The 18,712-nt window shown below is 66.4% G+C and carries 19 protein-coding genes; 1 reads left to right on the top strand and 18 read right to left on the bottom strand.

Features of this window, described 5'->3' with window-relative positions; translation table 11 throughout:
* Nucleotides 1-31 precede the first annotated feature (31 nt).
* From flhB to fliE, 15 genes are read right to left on the bottom strand one after another with little or no spacing between them, the layout of a single operon-like run.
* A complete protein-coding gene (gene flhB / locus SKP52_RS19410; protein ID WP_039577714.1) occupies nucleotides 32-1,171 on the bottom strand; it encodes a flagellar type III secretion system protein FlhB in 1,140 nt (379 codons plus the stop codon).
* A gap of 3 nt (nucleotides 1,172-1,174) precedes the next feature.
* Nucleotides 1,175-1,954 (bottom strand): flagellar biosynthetic protein FliR, encoded by a 780-nt coding sequence (fliR, locus tag SKP52_RS19405; protein WP_039577711.1) that lies wholly within the window; start codon nucleotides 1,952-1,954, stop codon nucleotides 1,175-1,177.
* A 7-nt stretch (nucleotides 1,955-1,961) separates the two neighbouring features.
* The gene (locus SKP52_RS19400) at nucleotides 1,962-2,231 is read right to left on the bottom strand and encodes a flagellar biosynthetic protein FliQ (protein WP_039577709.1); all 270 of its coding nucleotides are present in this window, start codon (nucleotides 2,229-2,231) and stop codon (nucleotides 1,962-1,964) included.
* 4 nt (nucleotides 2,232-2,235) lie between these two features.
* Nucleotides 2,236-3,006, bottom strand: a complete 771-nt coding sequence (fliP, locus tag SKP52_RS19395; RefSeq protein ID WP_039577707.1) for a flagellar type III secretion system pore protein FliP — start codon at nucleotides 3,004-3,006, stop codon at nucleotides 2,236-2,238.
* Entirely contained in the window at nucleotides 2,996-3,274 is a 279-nt protein-coding gene (locus SKP52_RS19390; protein ID WP_039577703.1) for a flagellar biosynthetic protein FliO, read from the bottom strand. The genes fliP and SKP52_RS19390 overlap by 11 nt, the downstream gene beginning before the upstream one ends.
* Nucleotides 3,274-3,609 carry a flagellar motor switch protein FliN gene (gene fliN / locus SKP52_RS19385; RefSeq protein ID WP_039577700.1) on the bottom strand — a complete coding sequence of 112 codons (336 nt, stop codon included), beginning with the start codon at nucleotides 3,607-3,609 and terminating at the stop codon, nucleotides 3,274-3,276. Before fliN ends, SKP52_RS19390 begins: the two co-directional genes overlap by 1 nt.
* Nucleotides 3,602-4,549 (bottom strand): FliM/FliN family flagellar motor switch protein, encoded by a 948-nt coding sequence (locus SKP52_RS19380; protein WP_039577699.1) that lies wholly within the window; start codon nucleotides 4,547-4,549, stop codon nucleotides 3,602-3,604. Before SKP52_RS19380 ends, fliN begins: the two co-directional genes overlap by 8 nt.
* Nucleotides 4,546-5,154: a flagellar basal body-associated FliL family protein gene (locus SKP52_RS19375; protein WP_228383703.1), complete on the bottom strand. Its 609-nt coding sequence runs from the start codon at nucleotides 5,152-5,154 to the stop codon at nucleotides 4,546-4,548. Before SKP52_RS19375 ends, SKP52_RS19380 begins: the two co-directional genes overlap by 4 nt.
* 14 nt (nucleotides 5,155-5,168) lie before the next feature.
* Entirely contained in the window at nucleotides 5,169-6,311 is a 1,143-nt protein-coding gene (locus SKP52_RS19370; RefSeq protein WP_081997446.1) for a flagellar hook-length control protein FliK, read from the bottom strand.
* Entirely contained in the window at nucleotides 6,308-6,754 is a 447-nt protein-coding gene (locus tag SKP52_RS19365) for a hypothetical protein (protein WP_039577691.1), read from the bottom strand. Before SKP52_RS19365 ends, SKP52_RS19370 begins: the two co-directional genes overlap by 4 nt.
* Nucleotides 6,751-8,082, bottom strand: a complete 1,332-nt coding sequence (locus SKP52_RS19360) for a FliI/YscN family ATPase (RefSeq protein ID WP_039577688.1) — start codon at nucleotides 8,080-8,082, stop codon at nucleotides 6,751-6,753. Before SKP52_RS19360 ends, SKP52_RS19365 begins: the two co-directional genes overlap by 4 nt.
* Nucleotides 8,079-8,681: a FliH/SctL family protein gene (locus tag SKP52_RS19355; protein ID WP_039577686.1), complete on the bottom strand. Its 603-nt coding sequence runs from the start codon at nucleotides 8,679-8,681 to the stop codon at nucleotides 8,079-8,081. Before SKP52_RS19355 ends, SKP52_RS19360 begins: the two co-directional genes overlap by 4 nt.
* Nucleotides 8,674-9,705: a flagellar motor switch protein FliG gene (gene fliG, locus SKP52_RS19350; RefSeq protein ID WP_039577683.1), complete on the bottom strand. Its 1,032-nt coding sequence runs from the start codon at nucleotides 9,703-9,705 to the stop codon at nucleotides 8,674-8,676. The genes SKP52_RS19355 and fliG overlap by 8 nt, the downstream gene beginning before the upstream one ends.
* Nucleotides 9,698-11,365: a flagellar basal-body MS-ring/collar protein FliF gene (fliF, locus tag SKP52_RS19345; protein ID WP_039577679.1), complete on the bottom strand. Its 1,668-nt coding sequence runs from the start codon at nucleotides 11,363-11,365 to the stop codon at nucleotides 9,698-9,700. The genes fliG and fliF overlap by 8 nt, the downstream gene beginning before the upstream one ends.
* A gap of 3 nt (nucleotides 11,366-11,368) precedes the next feature.
* The gene (gene fliE / locus SKP52_RS19340) at nucleotides 11,369-11,722 is read right to left on the bottom strand and encodes a flagellar hook-basal body complex protein FliE (protein ID WP_039577675.1); all 354 of its coding nucleotides are present in this window, start codon (nucleotides 11,720-11,722) and stop codon (nucleotides 11,369-11,371) included.
* A gap of 248 nt (nucleotides 11,723-11,970) precedes the next feature.
* Here fliE and SKP52_RS19335 point away from each other — a divergent pair, with 248 nt between their 5' ends.
* Nucleotides 11,971-12,792 carry a flagellin N-terminal helical domain-containing protein gene (locus tag SKP52_RS19335; RefSeq protein ID WP_039577672.1) on the top strand — a complete coding sequence of 274 codons (822 nt, stop codon included), beginning with the start codon at nucleotides 11,971-11,973 and terminating at the stop codon, nucleotides 12,790-12,792.
* 309 nt (nucleotides 12,793-13,101) lie between these two features.
* On the opposite strand, the gene SKP52_RS19330 is transcribed toward SKP52_RS19335, so the two are convergent.
* From SKP52_RS19330 to SKP52_RS19320, 3 genes are read right to left on the bottom strand one after another with little or no spacing between them, the layout of a single operon-like run.
* Nucleotides 13,102-16,383 carry an error-prone DNA polymerase gene (locus tag SKP52_RS19330; protein ID WP_039577668.1) on the bottom strand — a complete coding sequence of 1,094 codons (3,282 nt, stop codon included), beginning with the start codon at nucleotides 16,381-16,383 and terminating at the stop codon, nucleotides 13,102-13,104.
* The gene (locus SKP52_RS19325) at nucleotides 16,380-17,942 is read right to left on the bottom strand and encodes a Y-family DNA polymerase (RefSeq protein ID WP_052208587.1); all 1,563 of its coding nucleotides are present in this window, start codon (nucleotides 17,940-17,942) and stop codon (nucleotides 16,380-16,382) included. The genes SKP52_RS19330 and SKP52_RS19325 overlap by 4 nt, the downstream gene beginning before the upstream one ends.
* Nucleotides 17,833-18,636 (bottom strand): ImuA family protein, encoded by an 804-nt coding sequence (locus tag SKP52_RS19320; protein ID WP_228383702.1) that lies wholly within the window; start codon nucleotides 18,634-18,636, stop codon nucleotides 17,833-17,835. Before SKP52_RS19320 ends, SKP52_RS19325 begins: the two co-directional genes overlap by 110 nt.
* Nucleotides 18,637-18,712 lie beyond the last annotated feature (76 nt).

Genomic DNA, 18,712 nt, shown 5'->3' with positions numbered 1-18,712 from the left:
CGCACCCCTTAACGGCGGCCCGCGAAGAAGTTTAAGCCTGACGACGCCCTTCGGGATCAAAACGATGCGAGGGCGGCACGTCGACGGCGGGCGGCGCGGTGCCTTCGGCAGCGGCGCGTTCCAATTGGAAGACGAAGGCGAGCACGGTGGCGACCGCGACGAACAATTCCTCCGGGATGACGCGGCCGGCGCGCGCGGTGAAATAGATGGCGCGCGTGAGCGCCGGATATTCGAGCAGCGGCACATTGGCGCCGCGCGCCAGCTCGCGGATCGACAGCGCGACATCGCCGCGCCCGCGCGCGACGACGAAGGGGGCCGCATCGACCCCGGGCCGATAGCGCAGCGCGACCGAGAAATGGGTCGGATTGGTGAGGACGACGGTCGCGTCGGACACCGCCTTGCGCGCCGACCCGCTCAAAATTTCGTGCGCACGCTGGCGCTGCGCCTGCTTGAGTTCGGGGGCGCCGTCGGATTGGCGCATTTCCTCCTTCACCTCCTGCTTGCTCATCATCAGCCGCTGGTTGCGCGTGAACCACTGCACCGGCACATCGATCAGCGCAATGACCACCAGCCCGCCGGCGAGCGTCAGCATGGCATGGCCGATTTCCTTTCCGGCAAGGCCGATCGCACCGATCAGGTCGGTCGACGCCATCGTCATGATCGCGGGCAGGCTGTTCAGGACAAGCCAATAGCCGATGCTGCCAAGCAGCAGCACTTTCGCCAAGGCTTTGCCGAGTTCGGTCAGGCCCTGCATCCCGAACATCCGCTTGAGCCCGCTCATCGGATTGATCCGGTTGCCCTTGAAGTGGAGCGCCTTGCCGCGCCACCCGATCGAGCCGAGCATCGCCGGGCCCGCGACCGCGGCGCCGAGCGCCAGCGCGAACAGGCTGGCGAGTGGCAGCAAGATTTCGGCGCCGTTGCGCATCAGCGCCTCGGCGGGCGCGAAATCGGCGACGTCGGCGGCGGTCAGGGTCAGCCCGCGGCGGACAAGATCGCTCGCCGACTGGACGAACCAGCCGCCCGCGGCGACCATCCACCCCGCGGCGGCGAGCATCGCCAGCGCCGTCGCCAACTCGCGCGACATCAGCACATCGCCTTCGCGCGCCGAGTCCGACAGCTTTTTTGCCGTCGGCTGTTCGGTCTTCTGGTCCTTCTCGGTCGGCGCCGACATGGCCTAGATTCCCGCGACCATGCGCGCGGCGTCGAGCGCGTCGGACAGGATGCGCGCAATCGCCTCGGCCATCGCGGGCGTCGCGACACCCAGTAGTACGATTCCGGCGAGCAGGGTCGCGGGAATGCCGACGGCGAACAGGTTGAGCGCGGGCGCCGAACGGCCGATGACGCCCATGATGATCTGGACGAGGATCAGCACGAAGCCCACGGGCATCGCGATGGTAAGCCCCGCGGCGAACATCAGGCTGCCGAACCGAATAATGCCGCCGATCGCGTCCCACGACGGAAAGGCGTTGCCGGGGGGTAGCGCGCTATAACTGTCGACGATGATGTTGATCAGCACGAGATGGCCGTCGGCGGCGAGGAAGAGCGCGGTGGCCATCATCGACAGGAATTGGCCGATCGCCGAACTCGACGCGCCGCTCAGCGGATCGACCATCGACGCGAAGCCGAGGCCCATCGCGTTGCTGATCGCCTCGCCCGCGATCAGCGCCGCGGCGAGCCCCATCTGGAGCACGAAGCCCATCGCGAGCCCGATCACGACCTCGCCGATGATGAGGAAAAAGCCCGGGACCGACACAATGCCTTCGGGCGGCAACGCCATGCCCGATGCCGCGACCGCGGGCACCCCGACCGCGAGCGCGATCACCAGCCTGAGCTGCACCGGCACGCTCGACGCGCCGAACACCGGCGCGGCGATGAACGCCGCGCCGGGGCGGATCATCGCCAGCATCCACAGCTGGAGCATCGCCTCGATATTCGGGATGTCGGCGGGATTCATCCCCGGCTTACTTCACCAGGCTGGGGATTTGGGCGAAGATTTCCCGGGTGAAGTCGGTGAGCAGGACGAGGATGCTGCCGCCGAAGATCGCGAGGCAGATCGCCGCGACGATCAGCTTGGGCACGAACGTCAAAGTCTGTTCGTTGATCGACGTCGCCGCCTGCACCATGCCGAGCAGCACGCCGATGACGAGCACCGGCAGCAGTAGCGGCGCCGACGCAAGCGCGAGAATCCATAGCGATTGCTGCGCGACTCCGATGAAATAATCGGCTTCCATCGCGCTAACTCACGAAGGAGGAGGCGAGCGACCCCATCGTCAGCGCCCAGCCGTCGACGAGGACGAAGAGCAGCAGCTTGAACGGCATCGATATGATCGTCGGCGACAGCATCATCATGCCGAGCGACATCAACGCCGAGGCGACGATCAGGTCGATGACGAGGAAGGGCAGGAAGATCAGGAAGCCGATCTGGAACGCGGTCTTGAGTTCGCTGGTGACGAAGGCGGGCAGCAGGATCGAGAAGGGTACGTCTTTCGGGCTCGCATAGGTTGGCGCCTTGGCGATCTTGGCGAACATCATCAGGTCGGTCTTGCGCGTCTGCTTCATCATGAAGCCGTGGAGCGCGACGCCCGAGCGCGATACCGCCTCGCCAATGTCGATCTGTTCCTGGCCATAGGGTTCGATCGCGACGCGATTCACCTCGGTAATCACCGGCTGCATCACGAACAGCGAGAGGAACAGGCTGAGGCCCACGAGCACCTGGTTCGGTGGCGTTTGTTGCAGGCCGAGCGCGTGGCGCAGGATCGAGAGCACGATGATGATCCGCGTGAAGCTGGTCATCATCAATAGCAGCGACGGCAGCACCGTCAGCAAGCTCATCAACACGAGAATCTGGAGCGACAGGCTCAAGGGACGGCCGTCGCCGCCGATTTCGCCGACTGCGCGGCTAAGGCCATCGGCGGCCTGCGCATAGGCGGCCGGCGCGGCGCAGAGCAGCGCGGCGCCGCCGGCTAGCGCCGCGGCGCGCAGCCAGAAGCGGTGATCAGTCCGCATGGAAATCGCCCTGGCTGTCGTCGGCGATCCGCGTGATGCCGTTCCGCGACACCGCGATCAGCACCCGCTGCCCGGCAAATTCGACGACCGCGAGCTTCGACCCGGGACCGAGCGGCAGCACGTCGATCATCTCGACCGCGCGCGTCTTGGTGGCGCCGCCGACGAGGGGCACCCCCATCTGGACGCGTTTCCACAGCCACAGGCTGCCCCACGCCATGCCGCCGACGAGCGGCAACAGGATGAGCAGGCGGAGAATATATTCGAACATCAGGCTCTCCGTTCGAAACCCTCGAGCCCGCGTGCCGGCGCGACGACTTCGGCGACCTGGATGCCGTAGCGGCCGTCGATGCTGACGATCTCGCCCTTCGCGATCAGCGTGCCATTGGCATAAATGTCGAGCAGGTCAGTCGCGGCGCGGTCGAGTTCGATCACGCTGCCCTCATCGATCGCGAGCAGTTCGGAGAGCGTCATCGAGGTCGACCCGACCTCGACCGACACGCGCAGCGAAACGCCGGCGAGCAGGTCGAAATTGGGTGCGGCGGCGATGCTCTTGTCGCGCCGGTCGGCGCGCGCGACCTTCGGGGCGTCGCTGATGTCAGTCATGGTCGGGTCCTTTTTCGATATGGTCTATCATGATCGCGGCGTTGCCATTGGCCTCGCCGATGCTGCCGAGCGCGAAGCTGTGGCCGGCAACGGTCACAGGCACATGGCGCGGCATATTGAGCGGAATGATGTCGCCGACCTCGAGTGCGAGCAATTTGACGAGACTGATCTCAGGGCGTGCGAGCACCGAGCGGACGGGCATGCGGACGTCGCGCAGCGCCTTGTCGAGCGCGCCGGCCCATACCGGGTCGGCGCCATTGCCTTGCGCTTCGGGAAGCAGCTCGTCGCCGGCAATCCCACGCAGCGCCGCGACCGGATAGGCGCACATGATCGTCCGCCCGTCGAACGGCGCGCCGCGCAGCGTGAAGCGCTGGACGAACAATTCATCGTCGGCGCGCACCGCGGCGAGCTTCGCGGGATCGGCGGTGACGCTGTCAAGTTCGGGCTCGATCGCCAGCTTGCCGCGCCATGCGGCGGCGAGCTGCAACCCGATGTCGCGTCCGAGGCGCGCTGCGAAGCGATCCTCGGCATCGGTCAGCTCCTCGCGCTCGGCGGCGAGTTGACCGCGGCCGCCATAGAAGATGTCGACGAGCTGGAGCAGCAGCGAGCGCGAGCCGGCGAGCATCACCGGGCCCTTGAGCGGCGGCGCATGATAGCGCCAGAAGATCGCGGGGGCCGCGGCCGCGCTCCATTCGGCAAAGCTCACCTGTTCGGCGCCTGACCGTTCGATCTGGATCGTGGGCGCACCAAGCGCGCGGATCAGGTCGCGCAAGCTGCGCGCAAACTGGTTCGCGACGCCCTCAAGCGCGGGGAAGGCATAGCCGTCGGCCGCCCGGCGCAGCAGCAGCGACTCCTTGGTCTCCGCAGGCGTGGCCGCAGCTGCGGGTGCAGGAGCGGCCGGTGCCTTCACGGCCTTGACGGTTTTGGTGCTGGTGGTCACTGAATCACCAGGCTTGTGAAATAAACATTGTCGATGCCCCCGAAACCTTCCTTGTCGCGCAACACATCGTTGATCGCGGCGGTCAGCTGACGCTGCAGCCGCTGTTTCCCCTGTGATGTGGAGAGCAACGCCGGATCCTGTTCGGCGAGCACCATAAGCACGACCGAACGGATCGGAACAGCCTGCCGTTTGATATTATTGATAACCTTGCCGTCATAGAAGGTCGAAAGGCTGATACCCACCTGCAGGAAGCCTGATCCGTCGGCGAGGTTCGTCGTAAAGCTGTCGGCAATCGGATAATAGGTGATCTCATATTTCTTGGGGTCGACCTTGAACTTGTCGTTCGGGACCGACACCGTGCCGACCTTCAGCGGCGCTTCCTTCTCTTCGCCCTCGGCGGCCGGCTCAGGTTCGCCTTCGCTGCGCAGGACGAGCTTGGGAAAATGATCCTCGGGCTTCGCCTCGTGCGCCGACAGCGCGCCGAAATAGATGCCCGCGCCCGCACCGGCGCCGATCAGGACGATCGCGGCGACGCCGATCAGCAGCAGCTTCTTGAACTTGCCCTTTTTCTTGGGGGCGCCTTCGACATTATCCTTGGCCATCATGGGACCCTTTCTGATCAGGCGAAGCGGCCGCGGCGGTCGGCGGCGCGGTCTTCGTCACGCGGCTCGGCGCGTTCGGTGGCGGTTTCGATGAGGTGGCTGGGATCGGGGGCAGCGGCGCGGCCCTGACCCTGGCTTTGCGACTGGCGTCCGGTTTCGCCTGGGGTGCAGGTCACTTCGGACCCTGTAACGCGCACGCCCTGCTGGCGGAGTTCGTCGACGAGACGCCCCTGCGCGGCGGTGACGATCGTCGCGGTCGCTTCGTGATGCGTGTCCATTTTCAGCGACATGCCTTCGTCGCCCATCTGCATTGCGACGTCGAGGCGGCCGAGATGCTTCGGCATCAGGCGAAAGCTGATATCGCCGCTCTCCGATTTGGTCGCGGCGATGTCGCGTGCAAGTTGGTCGATCCACGCGCCGTCGCTGTCGATGTCGATCACCTGTTCGGCGATCGCCGCGGGCGCTGCGGCTTCGGCGAGCGTTGCGGCCCCCGGCGCGGTCGGCTGGGTGAAGAGGATCGTCATCGAAGAAGCGGCTTCGGGGGATTTGGCGACAGGCGCCTCGGCGCCGTTGAGCGTCGGCATCGCGGCGTCTCGGGGGCGGGCGGCGACGGGAAGTGCTGGCGCACTATTGTCGGCCGCAGCCTTCCCCGTTTCTGACGGCCTTGCGGGCTTTGGGACGGCCGGGATAGCGACCGCCACGATCGCGTCCCAATTTGGGGGCGGGGCAGTCGGGACGGTCTCGCCGGTCTCGGTCGTCTCCGACGCCGCCGCGTCGGTTCCGGGCTTGGCCGGAACGGGCTTGCCAGTTGCGGGTGCGGCGCCGGGGATGGCACCGTTCAGCGCGATAAGCAGGTTCGCGGCCAGCGCAGCGGGATCGGCTTTAACCGGCGCGGCCTTGGCCGCGGGGTCTTCGACATCCGATTCGACCGGGGTTTCGATTTGCGCCGCCGCGGCGTCGATGGCCAGTACCGGATCGATCTTGATCGTCGCGGTGGCATTCGCGATCGGAACGGCAGCACCCGGCGCGGCGGCGAGCAGCCGGTCGAAGCTGGGGCTTTCGCCGCCATCGGCCGGAAGCTGGCCGATGTTGGCGAGGAAGGTTGCGAAGCCCGCGGGCATGGCGCCCTGCGGCGTGGGGATAGAGGGCGCGCTCATCATGACGCGCCGCCTTCGATCAGGCGTAGACGCATGCCCGTGCGCGGACGGTGCGGGCGGTTGGCGTCGTCCCGGCGTTCCTGTTCGACCTGCGCCGCCTTCCGGCTGCGTTCGTAGAGGCGGACCGCCGATTCTTCCTTGACCATCGCGCTTTGTACCAGCGCACCGGCCTGGTCGCGGCGCTCGCTGGCACCTGCCAGCGGCGCGGTCAGGCTTTCCTGCGCAATGTCGAGCCGCATCGCGAGCTCGCCGACCGAGTTGAGCGCGCGGCCGGCGACGGCACCCTTGGCCATCGCGAGGTCGACGCGCAGCGTTTCGAGCCGCTTCGCCAGTTCGACGAGGTTCGCGAGTTCGCCATTGGCGCGCGCCAGATTGGCCTCCGCCATCTGATGTTCGACGGAGCGCACGCGGATGATACGTTTGCGGCGTGCGGTACGGGCGTTCATGCGGAATATCCTTCAATCAGGGCTTGGCGGGAATTTTGGAAATCGACCTGCGCCTTGGCAGGCTGCGACACGAAGGCGATCTGGTCGGCGTGGCGCGTGATGGCGGTGTCGAGCACCGGATCGGCGCCGGCGACATAAGCGCCCATCAGCATCAGATCGCGATTCTCTTCATAGACGGACCACAGCTGGCGAAAGCGCGCGGCGGCGGCGGCATGTTCGGGATCGACCGAATCGACCATCGTGCGCGACAGCGAACGCGCGACGTCGATCGCGGGATAGACGCCCTGTTCGGCCAGCTGGCGCGACAGGATGATATGGCCATCGACGATCGCACGCGCGCTGTCGACGACCGGATCGTCGATGTCGCCGCCATCGGCGAGCACGGTGTAGAGCGCGGTGATCGAGCCGCCGGTCAGGCGGTCGATTCCGGCACGCTCGCACAGCGAGGGGATCAGCGCGAAGACCGACGGGGGATAACCCTTCATCGTCGGCGGCTCGCCCAGCGTCAGCCCGATCTCGCGCTGCGCATGCGCGACGCGGGTCAGGCTGTCGATCAGCAGCAATACTTTCTTGCCCTCGGCGCGGAAGGCCTCGGCGATCGCGGTCGCGCGCATCGCGGCGCGCAGGCGGAGCAAAGGCGGATGGTCGGCGGGAACCGCGACGACGACCGACTTCTTGCGGACTTCGGGGGGCAGCTTGGTTTCGACAAAATCGCTGACTTCGCGGCTGCGCTCGCCGATCAGCCCGACGACGATGACGTCGCATTCGGTGCCCGCGATCATCTGCCCCATCAGCACCGACTTACCGACGCCCGAACCCGCGATGATCGCGACGCGCTGGCCTTCGCCGACGGTGAGCAGACCGTTGATCGCGCGCACGCCCATGTTGAGCGGATTGGTGACACGGCCGCGGCGCAGCGGGTTAACCTTGCGGCCGGCGAGCGGCCACTGGAATTGCGATTTGATCGCCGGGCGGCCGTCGAGCGGATTGCCCTGCGCATCCATGATGCGGCCGAGCAGCGTCTTGCCGACGGCAACCATGCTGCTCGCGCCATGCGGTTCGACCGGCGCGCCGGTGACGAGCGGCTTGTTCATGTCGAAGGGGAGGACGAGGCTCCGGTGGCCGCGGAAGCCAACGACTTCGCCGTAGACATAGTCGTTGTCGGCCGACTTGATGCGGACGTTGCTGCCCAGCGGTTGCGGGAAACCCGACACTTCGAGCATGATGCCCTCGTGCGCGACGAGCGTGCCGATGCGGCGCGGGCTGGCGTTCGCCAGGTCGACGGGGTCGAGCAGCTGCTGCGCGCTCATGGCAAGCCGGCGCGTCATGCGAGGTCTCCGGTGCCGAGCGCGGTGCGCAGTTCGTCGAGATAGACCGCGCGGCCATGCTCGATCCAGCCGGTCGAGGTTTCGAGACGGACGGTGCCACGCACCATCGCGGGATCGCATTCGATCGCTAGCGTCAGCGGCGCGTCGGCGAGCAGCGCGGCATCGTCGGGATGGACCCACAGCGTGCGCGCCTTGTCGGCGTCGGCGACCATGTCGGCCGCGGTCTGGGCCTGCGCCTGCAGCCATTCGGCATCGATCGGTGCGGCGGCGACGATCTGGCGGACCAGCCGCTCGACGGTCTCGGCGATCAGCTGCGCGAGTTCTTCGCTCGGCTCGTCTTGCAGCGCTTCGGCACCGGCGAGCAGTGCGAGCAGCTGGTGGCGCTCGGCAACAAAGGCGGCTTCGGCGAGGCGCTGGCCTTCGGCGAGGCCGAGTGCGAAGGGGTCTTCGAGGTCGAGTTCGTCGATGTTTTCCTGTTCGGTCGCCTGCGCCGTGTAGGTCGCGGGTGCGAAGGACATCGGGCGGAAGCCGCTGCCGCGCGCCATCGCGTCGGTGAGCGAGACGGGGGCGAAGCCGGTTTCGGTGACGCGATCAGACATAGTCGTCGCCGCCGCCCGCGATCATGATTTCGCCGGCCGCCGCCATCTGGCGCACGATCTGCATCACGCTCTTTTGCGCATCGTCGACGTCGGCGCGCTTGACCATCGTCATTTCGGCCATCTCGTCGCGGATCGTTTCGGCGGCGCGCTGCGACATGGTGGCGAGGCACATGTCGACCATCTCTTCGTCGGCGCCCTTGAGCGCAATCGCGAGCTGGGCGGCGTCGACCGAACGCAGCACGCTGCTGAGGCTCTTCTTGTCGAGATCGCGCAGATTTTCGAAGATGAACATCTCTTCCTCGATCGCCTGGGCGAGGATGCGGTCGTGCTTCTTCAGCGAACGGAGCGTGCGCTCCGAAAGCTGCTTCGGCATTTTCTTCATGATCTTGGCGACATCGCTCGGGCCGCCGATTGCCTGTTTTGCAACGCGCTGGCCATCGACATTGGCGCTCGCGAGCACCGCTTCGAGATCCTCGATCGCCGCGGCGGGGACCGAGGTCAGCATCGCGGCGCGCAGCACCAGGTCGGCCTGCAGCACTTCGTCGAGCGTCTCGATCGCGCGCGCGGCGACATCGGGGACGAGCACCGAGAGGATCAGCGCGCCGACCTGCGGATGTTCGCTGGCAAGCAGCCCGCTGATCGCGTCGACGTCCATCCAGCGCAGCATTTCGAGCGACGCGGCGCTTCGCTGCGGCGCGACGGCGGCAAGGATATTGTCGGCGCGGACGTTGCCGACGGCTTCGTTCATCACGGTGCGGATGCGAATGTCGGCGCCGATCGCGAGCGCACTGACGTCGCGGCTGCGCGTCACAAAGCGGTCGAGCGCCTGGCCGATCTGCTGCTCGCTGGCGTTGGCGGTGTCGAACATCGCTTTCGCCAGCTGGCGCACTTCTTCGGGACCGAGCTGTTTCAGGATCGTCGCGGCTTCGCTTTCATCGAGCAGCATCAACAGGATCGCGGCGGCGGCCGATCCTTCGATCGCGGGCATCGCGGGTACATTATCTAGTTCGGCGACGTCAGGCACGGGCGCCCTCCTGCATCAGGTGGCGGACGACCAGCGCGGCGCGCGCCGAGTCCTGCCGGACGAAGGCGCGGACGAGGTTGGCGCGGGCTTCATAGCTCGGCGCCTGTTCGATCATCTCGAGCGTGATTTCGCGGCCGTGTTGACCGCTGGCGAGTGCCGGGCGATCGGTCGCGGCGAGCAGCGATGCTTCGAGTTCCTGATGCTGGGCGATGCGCTTGGCGGCGCGTTCCTTGGCGGCGCGGATCATGGGCCGGCCGACGAACAGGAAGGCGAGCAGCGCGACGAGGATCGCGCCGACCTGCTTGACGAGCGGCAGGAACCAGCCCTGGTCGTAAAAGGCGGGCGCGGTGTCTTCGACCTGAACGAACGGACGCTGGTTGATCGCGACGAGGTCGCCGCGCGTCGCGTCAAAACCGATCGCGCCCTTCACCAGATTGTCGATCTTGGTAAGATCAGCCTGCGTCAGTGCCTTTTTGCCTTGATTGAGCGCGACCGCGACCGAAACGCGGCGCAGCTTGCCCTGCGGCGAGTGCGTCACCGAAATCTCGCGGCCGACTTCATAGGCGCGCGCGGCATTTTCATTGCTTTCGGTGCCGGGTGCCGGGGGCGCGCCGACGGGGACGGGCTGCGGGCCGGTCGCGGTGATCGTGGTCGCCTGCGGCGGCTGGTTCGACAGCGCGCCGGGGATGCCGACCGCGGGCGCGCTCGTGCCGCTGGTCGAGCGGGTGATCTGTTCGCTGGTCAGCGCGCGGTCGTTCTCGGGAAAGCTTTCGCGCGTCGCCTGGCTTTCGGACATATCGACGTCGGCGTGGACCTCGACGGTATAGTTGCCGGCGCCGAGCATCGGGCCGAGCAAGGTGTCGAGCGCGCGGCGGAAGCGGTCCTCGACCTGCACTTGCAACTGGAATGCCTTCATGTCGCTGCCCGATGCGGTGTCCGACAGCAAAGCGCCGCGCTGGTCGATCACCGACACCTGATCGGCGTTCATGCCGGGGATCGACGAAGCGACGAGGAAACGGATCGCCTGCACTTGGCCGTCGCTGAGCGAACGGCCGTTCTGCAGGGTCAGCATGACCGACGCGGTGGCGGGCTTGTCCTCGCGGACGAACAGGCTGGGTTCGGCGGCGGCGACATGGACGCGCGCACTCTTGACCGCGTCGATCGTCTCGATCGTGCGCGACAGGTCGGCCTCGCGCGCCGAGCGCAGCGCTTCGCCCTCGATCGCGCGGCTCGACCCCATGGGGAGCGCGGCGATCAGGCTGTCGCCGCTCGGCGCCGCCTTGGGCAGGCCCTGCCCAGCGAGCGCGATGCGCGCCTGGTGGAGCTTGTCGGCATCGACGGTGAGCGCGCCGGTCGTGGGGTCGATGCTGTGGCCGATGCCCTGCGTCTGCAGCGCGTCGGCGACCGCCGCCTTGTCGCTGTCATCGAGCCCGGCGAACAGCTGCGCCTGCGGCGACGCCTGCATCGTGAAATAGGCGAACGCGGCGATGCCGATCGCCGAGGTCATCGCGATCGCGGGCAGCGCGCGCTGGACGGCGGGCTGGCGCATGAACTGGGTAAACGGTGCGAGCCGGCCACCGAAGACGGGAGCGGACAGGCGGTTCGCGGAGCCGTCGTCCATCGAATTGGGGACGGGGGTCAGGATCTGGGTCTCGGCCATGGATTACACCGGCATGTTCATGATGTCGCGATACGCGGACAGCAGCTTGTTGCGGACTTGCAGGGTGGTTTCGAAACCGAGCGAGGCCTTCTGGCGCTCGATCATCACGCTGACGATGTCGTGCGTGTCGCCGCGTTCATAGGCTTCGCTTAGGTTGCTCGCCTTCGACTGCTGCGCATTGACCTGTTGCAGCGCATTGTTGATCGCGGCGCCGAAATCCGGCGTTCCGTCTGCGCCGCCGACGCCGCCTTCGGCTCCGCCGATGCCGCCACGGCCCGCGGCGCGCTGCAACGCCTGGTTCTGATTGAGAATCGAACTGCGCATCTGCAGCAGCCGGCTCGGGTCAATCGTGCTCATTGCTTTTTCATCCGTCCTGATGGCGGCGACGTGCCGCACGCAAAGAACAATGCAAAGCGCGTGCCAAAAATATATATGGCTTGTTTTCAAGAAATTGACTGTGTTCGCGTCGGCCTTTCAAGCGGCGTCGGCGTTTTTTTGACGGGGTGCGCTTAATCGCCCTCGCGGCCCGCCGTTACTGCTTTCCGTGACCGCTCCTCGAGCCCTCACATCACGGGAATGGCCATCGAGGCCGGAAAGGAACAAAGATGACTGTCATCAACACCAATGTGAGCGCGCTTCGCGCCCAGAATAACTCGCGCGTCGCCAGCCAAATGCAGTCGCAGGCCATGGAACGCCTGTCGAGCGGCAAGCGCATCAACAGCGCGAAGGACGACGCCGCTGGTCTCGCCATCGCGACCCGCATGGACGCCAGCGCGCGCGGCCTGACGCAGGCGATCCGCAACGCCAACGACGGCATTTCGCTTGCCCAGACTGCCGACAGCGCCGCTGGCAGCATCTCGGACATCCTCGTCCGCATGCGCGAACTGGCGATGCAGGCCTCGACGGGCACGCTGAGCGATGACGACCGTACGCTGGTGCAGGAAGAAGTTACCGCGCTGATTTCGCAGATCGGCGACGTCGCGACCCGCACTACGTTCAACGACAATGTGCTGCTCAACGGCAGCGTCGCTGCGGGCTTCGACATTCAGACGGGTCTGGATACCGGCCAGGTCGTGAACATCACGGTCGCCGACATGCAGGCCGCTGCGCTCGGCGTCGATGCGCTCGACTTCTCGACCGCGGCGGGTGCGCAGGCCGCGCTTGCAACGCTCGACACCGCGATCGACACGGTCGCGACCGAACGCGCCAACCTGGGTGCCCAGCAGAACCGTCTGTCGTCGGCTGTCGACAATTTGACGTCGAGCGTCACCAATCTGTCGGAATCGAAATCGCGCATCGAAGACGCCGATTTCTCGGTCGAATCGACGAACCTCGCGGCCGCTGGCATCCTGGCACAGGCATCGACCGCGATGCTCGCCCAGGCGAACCAGAGCCAGCAGGGCGTGATGAACCTGCTCCGCGGCTAAAATTCGCGAACAAATTTCAGGCTATATTTGGTTGGTCCCTTAGATAGCCTGATCCGATGCCCCGGCCCCCACAGCCGGGGCATCATCTTTTTCGGAGGCGACGGGTTGCGAACTATCGCTAACGGCGGTCTCGGCCGATAGTTGCCGTTCTACTTCTTACTCGTCATCCCCGCGAAAGCGGGGACCCAGCGAGCTGACGTCACAACTGGGTTCCCGCTTTCGCGGGAATGACGAACTTGGGAATGTCCGCTGCCCACCCCTTAGCCGCCACGTCGGCAAGCCATATGCCGCCCGCCGCATTCGTCCCCCTCAATGAAAATCCCGCGACTTGGGCAGGATGCGGACGTCGCGTGGATGGCCATGCTTCGCCGCATAACCGCGCGGGAGCTGCGGATGCTTGACCTCGTCGGCGCGGCAGACGTCGGGCTCGAAGCGCCGGTCGCTCCCCAGCGTATCGAGCATCGCGGTCCGATCGACGATGCGCGTCGCCATCAGGTGGATCACGCCTTCCTTGCTCCGCTGCACCTCGCCCTCGGCCAGCATCAGCCGCGAGGCCATGACGGCGCGGCGATAGCGTTCGAAATGGCGTGCCCACAGCAGGATGTTGACGACCCCGCCCTCATCCTCGAGCGTGATGAAGATCGCATTGCCCTTGCCGGGGCGCTGACGGATCAGCACGACCCCCGCAGTGCGCACGATCGATCCGTTCTTCGCTGCGGCGACCCCGCCCGCGCTCAGCACGCCTTCGCGTTCGAAATCGCGGCGCAAGAAGGCCATCGGATGGCCTTTCAGCGACAGCCGCGTCGTCTGATAATCGGTGAGGACATGTTCGACCATCGGCGTCGGCGGCAGCTGCGCATCCTCCTCGGCGCCGAGTTCGTCGGTTTCGGCCGCACCGAACAGCGGCAGCACGCCCTGCCGAACGCGCCGCGCATCCCATAGCGCCGGGCGCCGATCGAGCCCCATCGACCGGCAGGCATCGGCCTCGGCCAGCAAGCGCAGCGCGCGCGACGGCAGGCCCGCGCGGCGTGCGAGTTCTTCGACCGAGGCGAAAGGCGTCGCGCGGGCGTCGGCAATCTGCATCGCCCATTCCTCGCGAAATCCATCGACCTGCCGGAATCCGAGCCGCAGCGCGAGGCTGCCATCGTCGCGCCGTTCGAGGCTGTTGTCCCAAAAGCTCGCATTCACATCGACCGCGCGCACCTCGACCCCATGTTCGCGCGCATCGCGGACGAGCTGCGCGGGGGCATAGAAGCCCATAGGCTGCGAATTGAGGATGCCGCAGGCGAAGACGGCGGGGTGATGGCATTTCAGCCACGACGACACATAAACGAGCTTGGCGAACGACTGGGCGTGGCTTTCGGGAAAGCCATAGCTGCCGAACCCCTCGATCTGCTTGAAGCATCGGGCTGCGAAATCGGGTTCATAGCCGCGCCGGATCATGCCGCCGATCATCTTTTCCTTATATTGATGGATCGTCCCGGCATTGCGGAAGGTCGCCATTGCGCGCCGCAGGCCGTTGGCTTCGTCGGGGGTAAATTCTGCAGCGACGATGGCCAGCTTCATCGCCTGTTCCTGAAACAGGGGAACGCCGCATGTCCTGCGAAGCAGCTTGTAAAGTTCCTTCGGGTCATGGGGCGGGGCGGGAGAAGGAAAGTCCACCGCTTCTTCCCCATTGCGGCGCTTCAGATAGGGATGGACCATATCTCCTTCGATCGGCCCTGGCCGAACGATCGCGACCTGAATGACAAGGTCATAGAATTCGCGTGGGCGAAGACGCGGCAGCATGTTGATCTGCGCGCGGCTCTCGACCTGAAAGACGCCGATGCTGTCGCCTGTGCAAAGCATATCATAGACAACCGGATCTTCCGGCGGGACCGACTTGAGGTCATGATCGCCCAGATCGTGCAGCCGCATCAGGTCGAAACATTTGCGGATGCAGGTCAGCATCCCGAGCGCGAGTATATCGACCTTCATCAGTTTCAGTTCGTCGATGTCATCCTTGTCCCATTCGATGAAGGTGCGGTCCTCCATCGCGGCATTGTGGATCGGCACCATTTCGTCGAGCCGATCCTCGGTCAGCACATAGCCGCCGACATGCTGCGACAGGTGGCGTGGGAAAGTGAGCAGTTGCGCGACGATCCATTGCAGCCGCGCAATATCGTCCAGCTCGGGGTCGAGGCCCGCTTCGATGAAGCGTTCGATGGGCATCTCGCTGCCCCAACTGCCCCAGGTCGTATCAGCAAGCCGCTGCGTGACATCCTCGCTGAGCCCCAATGCCTTTCCGACCTCGCGGACCGCGCTGCGCGGCCGGTAATGGATCACCGTTGCGGCAATGCCCGCGCGCCGCCGTGTGTAGCGGCGATAGATATATTGCATCACCTCCTCGCGCCGTTCGTGCTCGAAATCGACATCGATATCGGGCGGCTCACGACGTTCTTCGGACAGGAAGCGGGTAAACAGGAGATTGTTCGCGATGGGATCGATCGAGGTGATTTCGAGCAGGTAGCAGACGAGCGAATTCGCCGCCGAACCGCGTCCTTGGCAAAGAATGGGCGGGTCCTGCGTGCGGGCGAAATTGACGATGTCGTGGACGGTCAGGAAATAGCAGGCGAATTTGCATTTACGGATGAGCGAGAGCTCCTCGTCGAGTACCTCCCGCCAACGGTCGGGCAATCCGCCCGGATGAAGCCTGTTCGCCGCTTCCATCACCCTATGTTCGAGCCAGCTTTGCGGCTCCCAACCTTTGGGGACCGGCTCGTGCGGATATTCATACTCCAAATCTCTGAGCGAAAAGGCGATGCGATTGAGGATCTTCGCGCTTTCGTCGACCGCTTCGGGGCAGGTGCGAAACAGGCGCCGCATTTCCTGCGGCGACTTCAGATGACGCTCACCATTGGCGCGCAGCAGGCGGCCGGCATCGTTGAGGCTGGTGCCTTCGCGAATGCAGGTGATGACATCATGGAGTGGCCGCTGCCCGCGCGTCGCGTAAAGCGCGTCGTTGGTCGCGAGCATCGGAATGCCGACACGGTCGGCCAAGGCGCTCAGTCTGGTGAGACGGCGGCGGTCACTGCCGCCACGGGGCATCGTCGCGCCGAGCCAAAGTGAGCTTGGAGCTGCCTCATCGAGACGGCGCAACACGGCTTCGTCCTTTTCGGTCGCCATCGCGATCAGGATCATATCCTCGCAGTGAATCAGAAGGTTCTTGAGCTTCATCACGCAGTCGCCCTTTGTGGTGCGGCGATTGCCGATGGTGAGCATCCGGGTCAGCCGGCCCCAGCCATGGCGCGTGGTCGGATAGGCGATGATGTCGGGCGTGCCGTCGTCGAAAACCAGTCGGGACCCGACGACGAGCTTTATGTCCGGGAACGCGACTCCCTCCTCTGCGGCATCTTCGCGCAGCTTGCGCAGCCCGGTCAGCGCCCGCACCACCCCCGCGACGCTGTTGCGGTCGGCGATGCCGATGCCCGTCATGCCGAGCGCGACGGCCTCCGCAACCATCTCATGCGGGTGCGATGCGCCGCGCAGGAAGCTGTAGTTGGTCGCGGCGACCAGTTCGGCGAAGCCGGGATCGGCAAATTCCTCGCTCATGCAAAGACCCCGTGGATATACCAGCGCGGGTCGGGCTTTTCGTCGTAAAGCCCGTGGCGGAAAAGCCAGAAGCGGCGGCCCTGCGTATCCTCGACGCGGTAATAATCGCGCGTCAGGCCGCCATTGTCGCGGCGGCGCCACCATTCGGCGGCGATGCGTTCGGGGCCTTCGTAGCGGCGGATCGCGTGCGTTGCGCGGCGCCAGCGGAAATGATGCGGCGGGCCGTCGGGCACCTCGGCGATCACCTCGATCGGTTGCGGCGGGTCGAAGATGTGGAAGGGACGTGTCGGCGGTTCGCCTTCTTCGGGAGCGGGCCAGGCCAGCGGTGGCGGCGCGTCGGCCGCGGGCAGTTCGAGCTGCGCCTGTTCGGGGATATGCGTATCGGCGGGGCGCAGCCGCCGAACGCGCCCGCGCCCGAGCCGCGTCGTCAGCCGGTCGGCGAGTTCGTCCATCGCCGCGCCTTCGGTTGCCGCACGGACCGCGCCGCCTTCGAGCTTCAATTGCGTCGCGCCGAGCGCCTCGAGCCGCGGCACCGCGAGGCGTATCATGTCGAAGCCGAAGCCGGGGTCGAGCGGGTCGGCGAGGCTGTCCATACGCTCGGCGAACAGGCGCATCACGAGGCCGGTGTCGCGGGTCGGATGGCCGGTTTCGATTGCGATGGCGCGCGCGAGGCCGTCGCTGCGAAAGAAGGTGGCGCGGAAATGGCGCCCGCCCTTGCCGCGTTCGCCGAGCTCCTCGATCGCTTCGCCGACGAGCTCGGCTAGCACCTTGGCCGCGTACGCGGTGCTGCCAAGCGGCTCGGCAAAGCGGCGTTCGGCGACCACTGGGGGTAGGGCAATGCGCGGGTCGAGCGGGCTGGGCGCATCGCCGAGCAGGCGGCGCAATGCCATCGCGGCGTCGGCGCCGAAGCGCGCGGCGATATTCGCCATCGGGCGGCTCGCGAGGTCGCCGATCGTCTTCAATCCCGCGCGGACGAGCGCGGTCGCCGCTTCGGCTTCGAGTTCGAGCGCGGCGACGGGCAGGCGGCGGATCGCCTCTCCTTCATCTGGGGCGGGGCGCGTCTGGTAGCGCGCGAGTGCACGCGCGGCGTCGGCGGTGGGGCCGAGTGCGTGGCGGAGGGTCAAACCGAGCCGCGCAAGGCGCCTTTCGACATCGCGCACGAGCTCCGCCTCGCCGCCGTAAAGATGGTCGGCGCCCGCGATATCGAGGATCAGGCCATCGGGGGCGTCGAGCGCGACAAGCGGAGAGTAGCGCGCGCAGCCCTGCGCGAGCCGGTCGAGCCAGTCCTGGTCGAGCACCGGATCATGCGGAACGACGGCGAGTTCACCCACTTGCGCGCGCGCATCGGCGAGCGGCATGCCGACGCGCAGCCCGACCGCCAGCGCCGCCGCGTCGACGCTCGCGATCCGCATCGCGCCGCGCTGCTTCTCGGCGAAGACGAGCGGGGCGTCAGGCAGCCTCGGCGCCGTGCGAAGCCATCGCTCGGCGGGCAGGAAGGGGAAGAAGAGCGCCAGATAGCGCCGCTTCGTCGGCATTTGGGCCGAAGCATTTTTCGTCATGGTTCCAGTCCAGTCGCCAGCGCGTCCCCGCGGGGCCGCCGCGCCAGCGCAGCAGTTCGAGGTCGAAGGCGGGGGCGCCCGGGGCGTTCGCTTCCAGAGCGTGCGACGACGCGGCGGCGACGTTCCAGCGCGTTTCGGCGACGCTCGGCGACGGCGATGCATTGAGCCGAAGCATCAGGAGCGTGGTGCCCGCATCGCGTGCGCCGAGCGTAAGGCGGCGTCCGGCGGTGAGGTCGAGCAAAGGGAATTTGCCCCAGCTTTCGACGATCACCGCCGCCGACCCCGCGCAGCGGATCGCGTCGTTCGCGCAGGCGAGCAGCATTTTCGGATCGCCCGCCTCGACAAGCAGCAACCGGTCGGGGTCGCCGCCGAGTTCGGCGATGCCGGGGGCGTAGATATGGCCGCTACGCTTGCCGGCATCGCTCGTGCGCAGCCAGATCAGCGGCGCCTTGCCGGGCGTGCGTAAGGCCATGAGCGCCGCAAAGGCCGCTGCACTCGTCGCGTCGAGCGCGTCGGCGGCGAAAAATTCATGGGTGCGCCCGGTCGCAAGCCCGCCGCCGATCGCGGCGTCGAAGCGCGCGTGCCCGCTCGCCAGCCAGCCCTGGGCCGGGCGGCTTTCGAAACCGCCATCGGCGGACAGCCGAGCGATGCGTTGGCGCAGCCCGGCGAGTATGGGAGACGACTCGCGCATCATTTGTTCCTGATATGTTCTATTAGCGCGCGAGCGGGTGCGATTGTCAAGATGAGTCGGGATGGCGCGCATCCATAGT

This window comes from Sphingopyxis fribergensis, from assembly GCF_000803645.1.
GTDB classification, from domain to species: Bacteria; Pseudomonadota; Alphaproteobacteria; order Sphingomonadales; family Sphingomonadaceae; genus Sphingopyxis; species Sphingopyxis fribergensis.
The sequence above is the reverse complement of the archived record's forward strand: the minus strand, read 5'-3'. Positions and strand labels throughout refer to the sequence as shown.

What these genes read in the sequence shown, in the direction of transcription:
- SKP52_RS19365 (WP_039577691.1), bottom strand. Translation starts at nt 6,754, where the DNA reads ATGAACGCCCGTACCGCACGCCGCAAACGTATCATCCGCGTGCGCTCC.
- SKP52_RS19370 (WP_081997446.1), bottom strand. Translation starts at nt 6,311, where the DNA reads ATGATGAGCGCGCCCTCTATCCCCACGCCGCAGGGCGCCATGCCCGCG.
- fliR (WP_039577711.1), bottom strand. Translation starts at nt 1,954, where the DNA reads ATGAATCCCGCCGACATCCCGAATATCGAGGCGATGCTCCAGCTGTGG.
- SKP52_RS19325 (WP_052208587.1), bottom strand. Translation starts at nt 17,942, where the DNA reads ATGACGAAAAATGCTTCGGCCCAAATGCCGACGAAGCGGCGCTATCTG.
- SKP52_RS19400 (WP_039577709.1), bottom strand. Translation starts at nt 2,231, where the DNA reads ATGGAAGCCGATTATTTCATCGGAGTCGCGCAGCAATCGCTATGGATT.
- SKP52_RS19355 (WP_039577686.1), bottom strand. Translation starts at nt 8,681, where the DNA reads ATGTCTGATCGCGTCACCGAAACCGGCTTCGCCCCCGTCTCGCTCACC.
- fliN (WP_039577700.1), bottom strand. Translation starts at nt 3,609, where the DNA reads ATGACTGACATCAGCGACGCCCCGAAGGTCGCGCGCGCCGACCGGCGC.
- SKP52_RS19360 (WP_039577688.1), bottom strand. Translation starts at nt 8,082, where the DNA reads ATGACGCGCCGGCTTGCCATGAGCGCGCAGCAGCTGCTCGACCCCGTC.
- SKP52_RS19375 (WP_228383703.1), bottom strand. Translation starts at nt 5,154, where the DNA reads ATGATGGCCAAGGATAATGTCGAAGGCGCCCCCAAGAAAAAGGGCAAG.
- fliF (WP_039577679.1), bottom strand. Translation starts at nt 11,365, where the DNA reads ATGGCCGAGACCCAGATCCTGACCCCCGTCCCCAATTCGATGGACGAC.
- SKP52_RS19330 (WP_039577668.1), bottom strand. Translation starts at nt 16,383, where the DNA reads ATGAGCGAGGAATTTGCCGATCCCGGCTTCGCCGAACTGGTCGCCGCG.
- fliE (WP_039577675.1), bottom strand. Translation starts at nt 11,722, where the DNA reads ATGAGCACGATTGACCCGAGCCGGCTGCTGCAGATGCGCAGTTCGATT.
- flhB (WP_039577714.1), bottom strand. Translation starts at nt 1,171, where the DNA reads ATGTCGGCGCCGACCGAGAAGGACCAGAAGACCGAACAGCCGACGGCA.
- SKP52_RS19390 (WP_039577703.1), bottom strand. Translation starts at nt 3,274, where the DNA reads ATGTTCGAATATATTCTCCGCCTGCTCATCCTGTTGCCGCTCGTCGGC.
- SKP52_RS19320 (WP_228383702.1), bottom strand. Translation starts at nt 18,636, where the DNA reads ATGATGCGCGAGTCGTCTCCCATACTCGCCGGGCTGCGCCAACGCATC.
- SKP52_RS19335 (WP_039577672.1), top strand. Translation starts at nt 11,971, where the DNA reads ATGACTGTCATCAACACCAATGTGAGCGCGCTTCGCGCCCAGAATAAC.
- fliP (WP_039577707.1), bottom strand. Translation starts at nt 3,006, where the DNA reads ATGCGGACTGATCACCGCTTCTGGCTGCGCGCCGCGGCGCTAGCCGGC.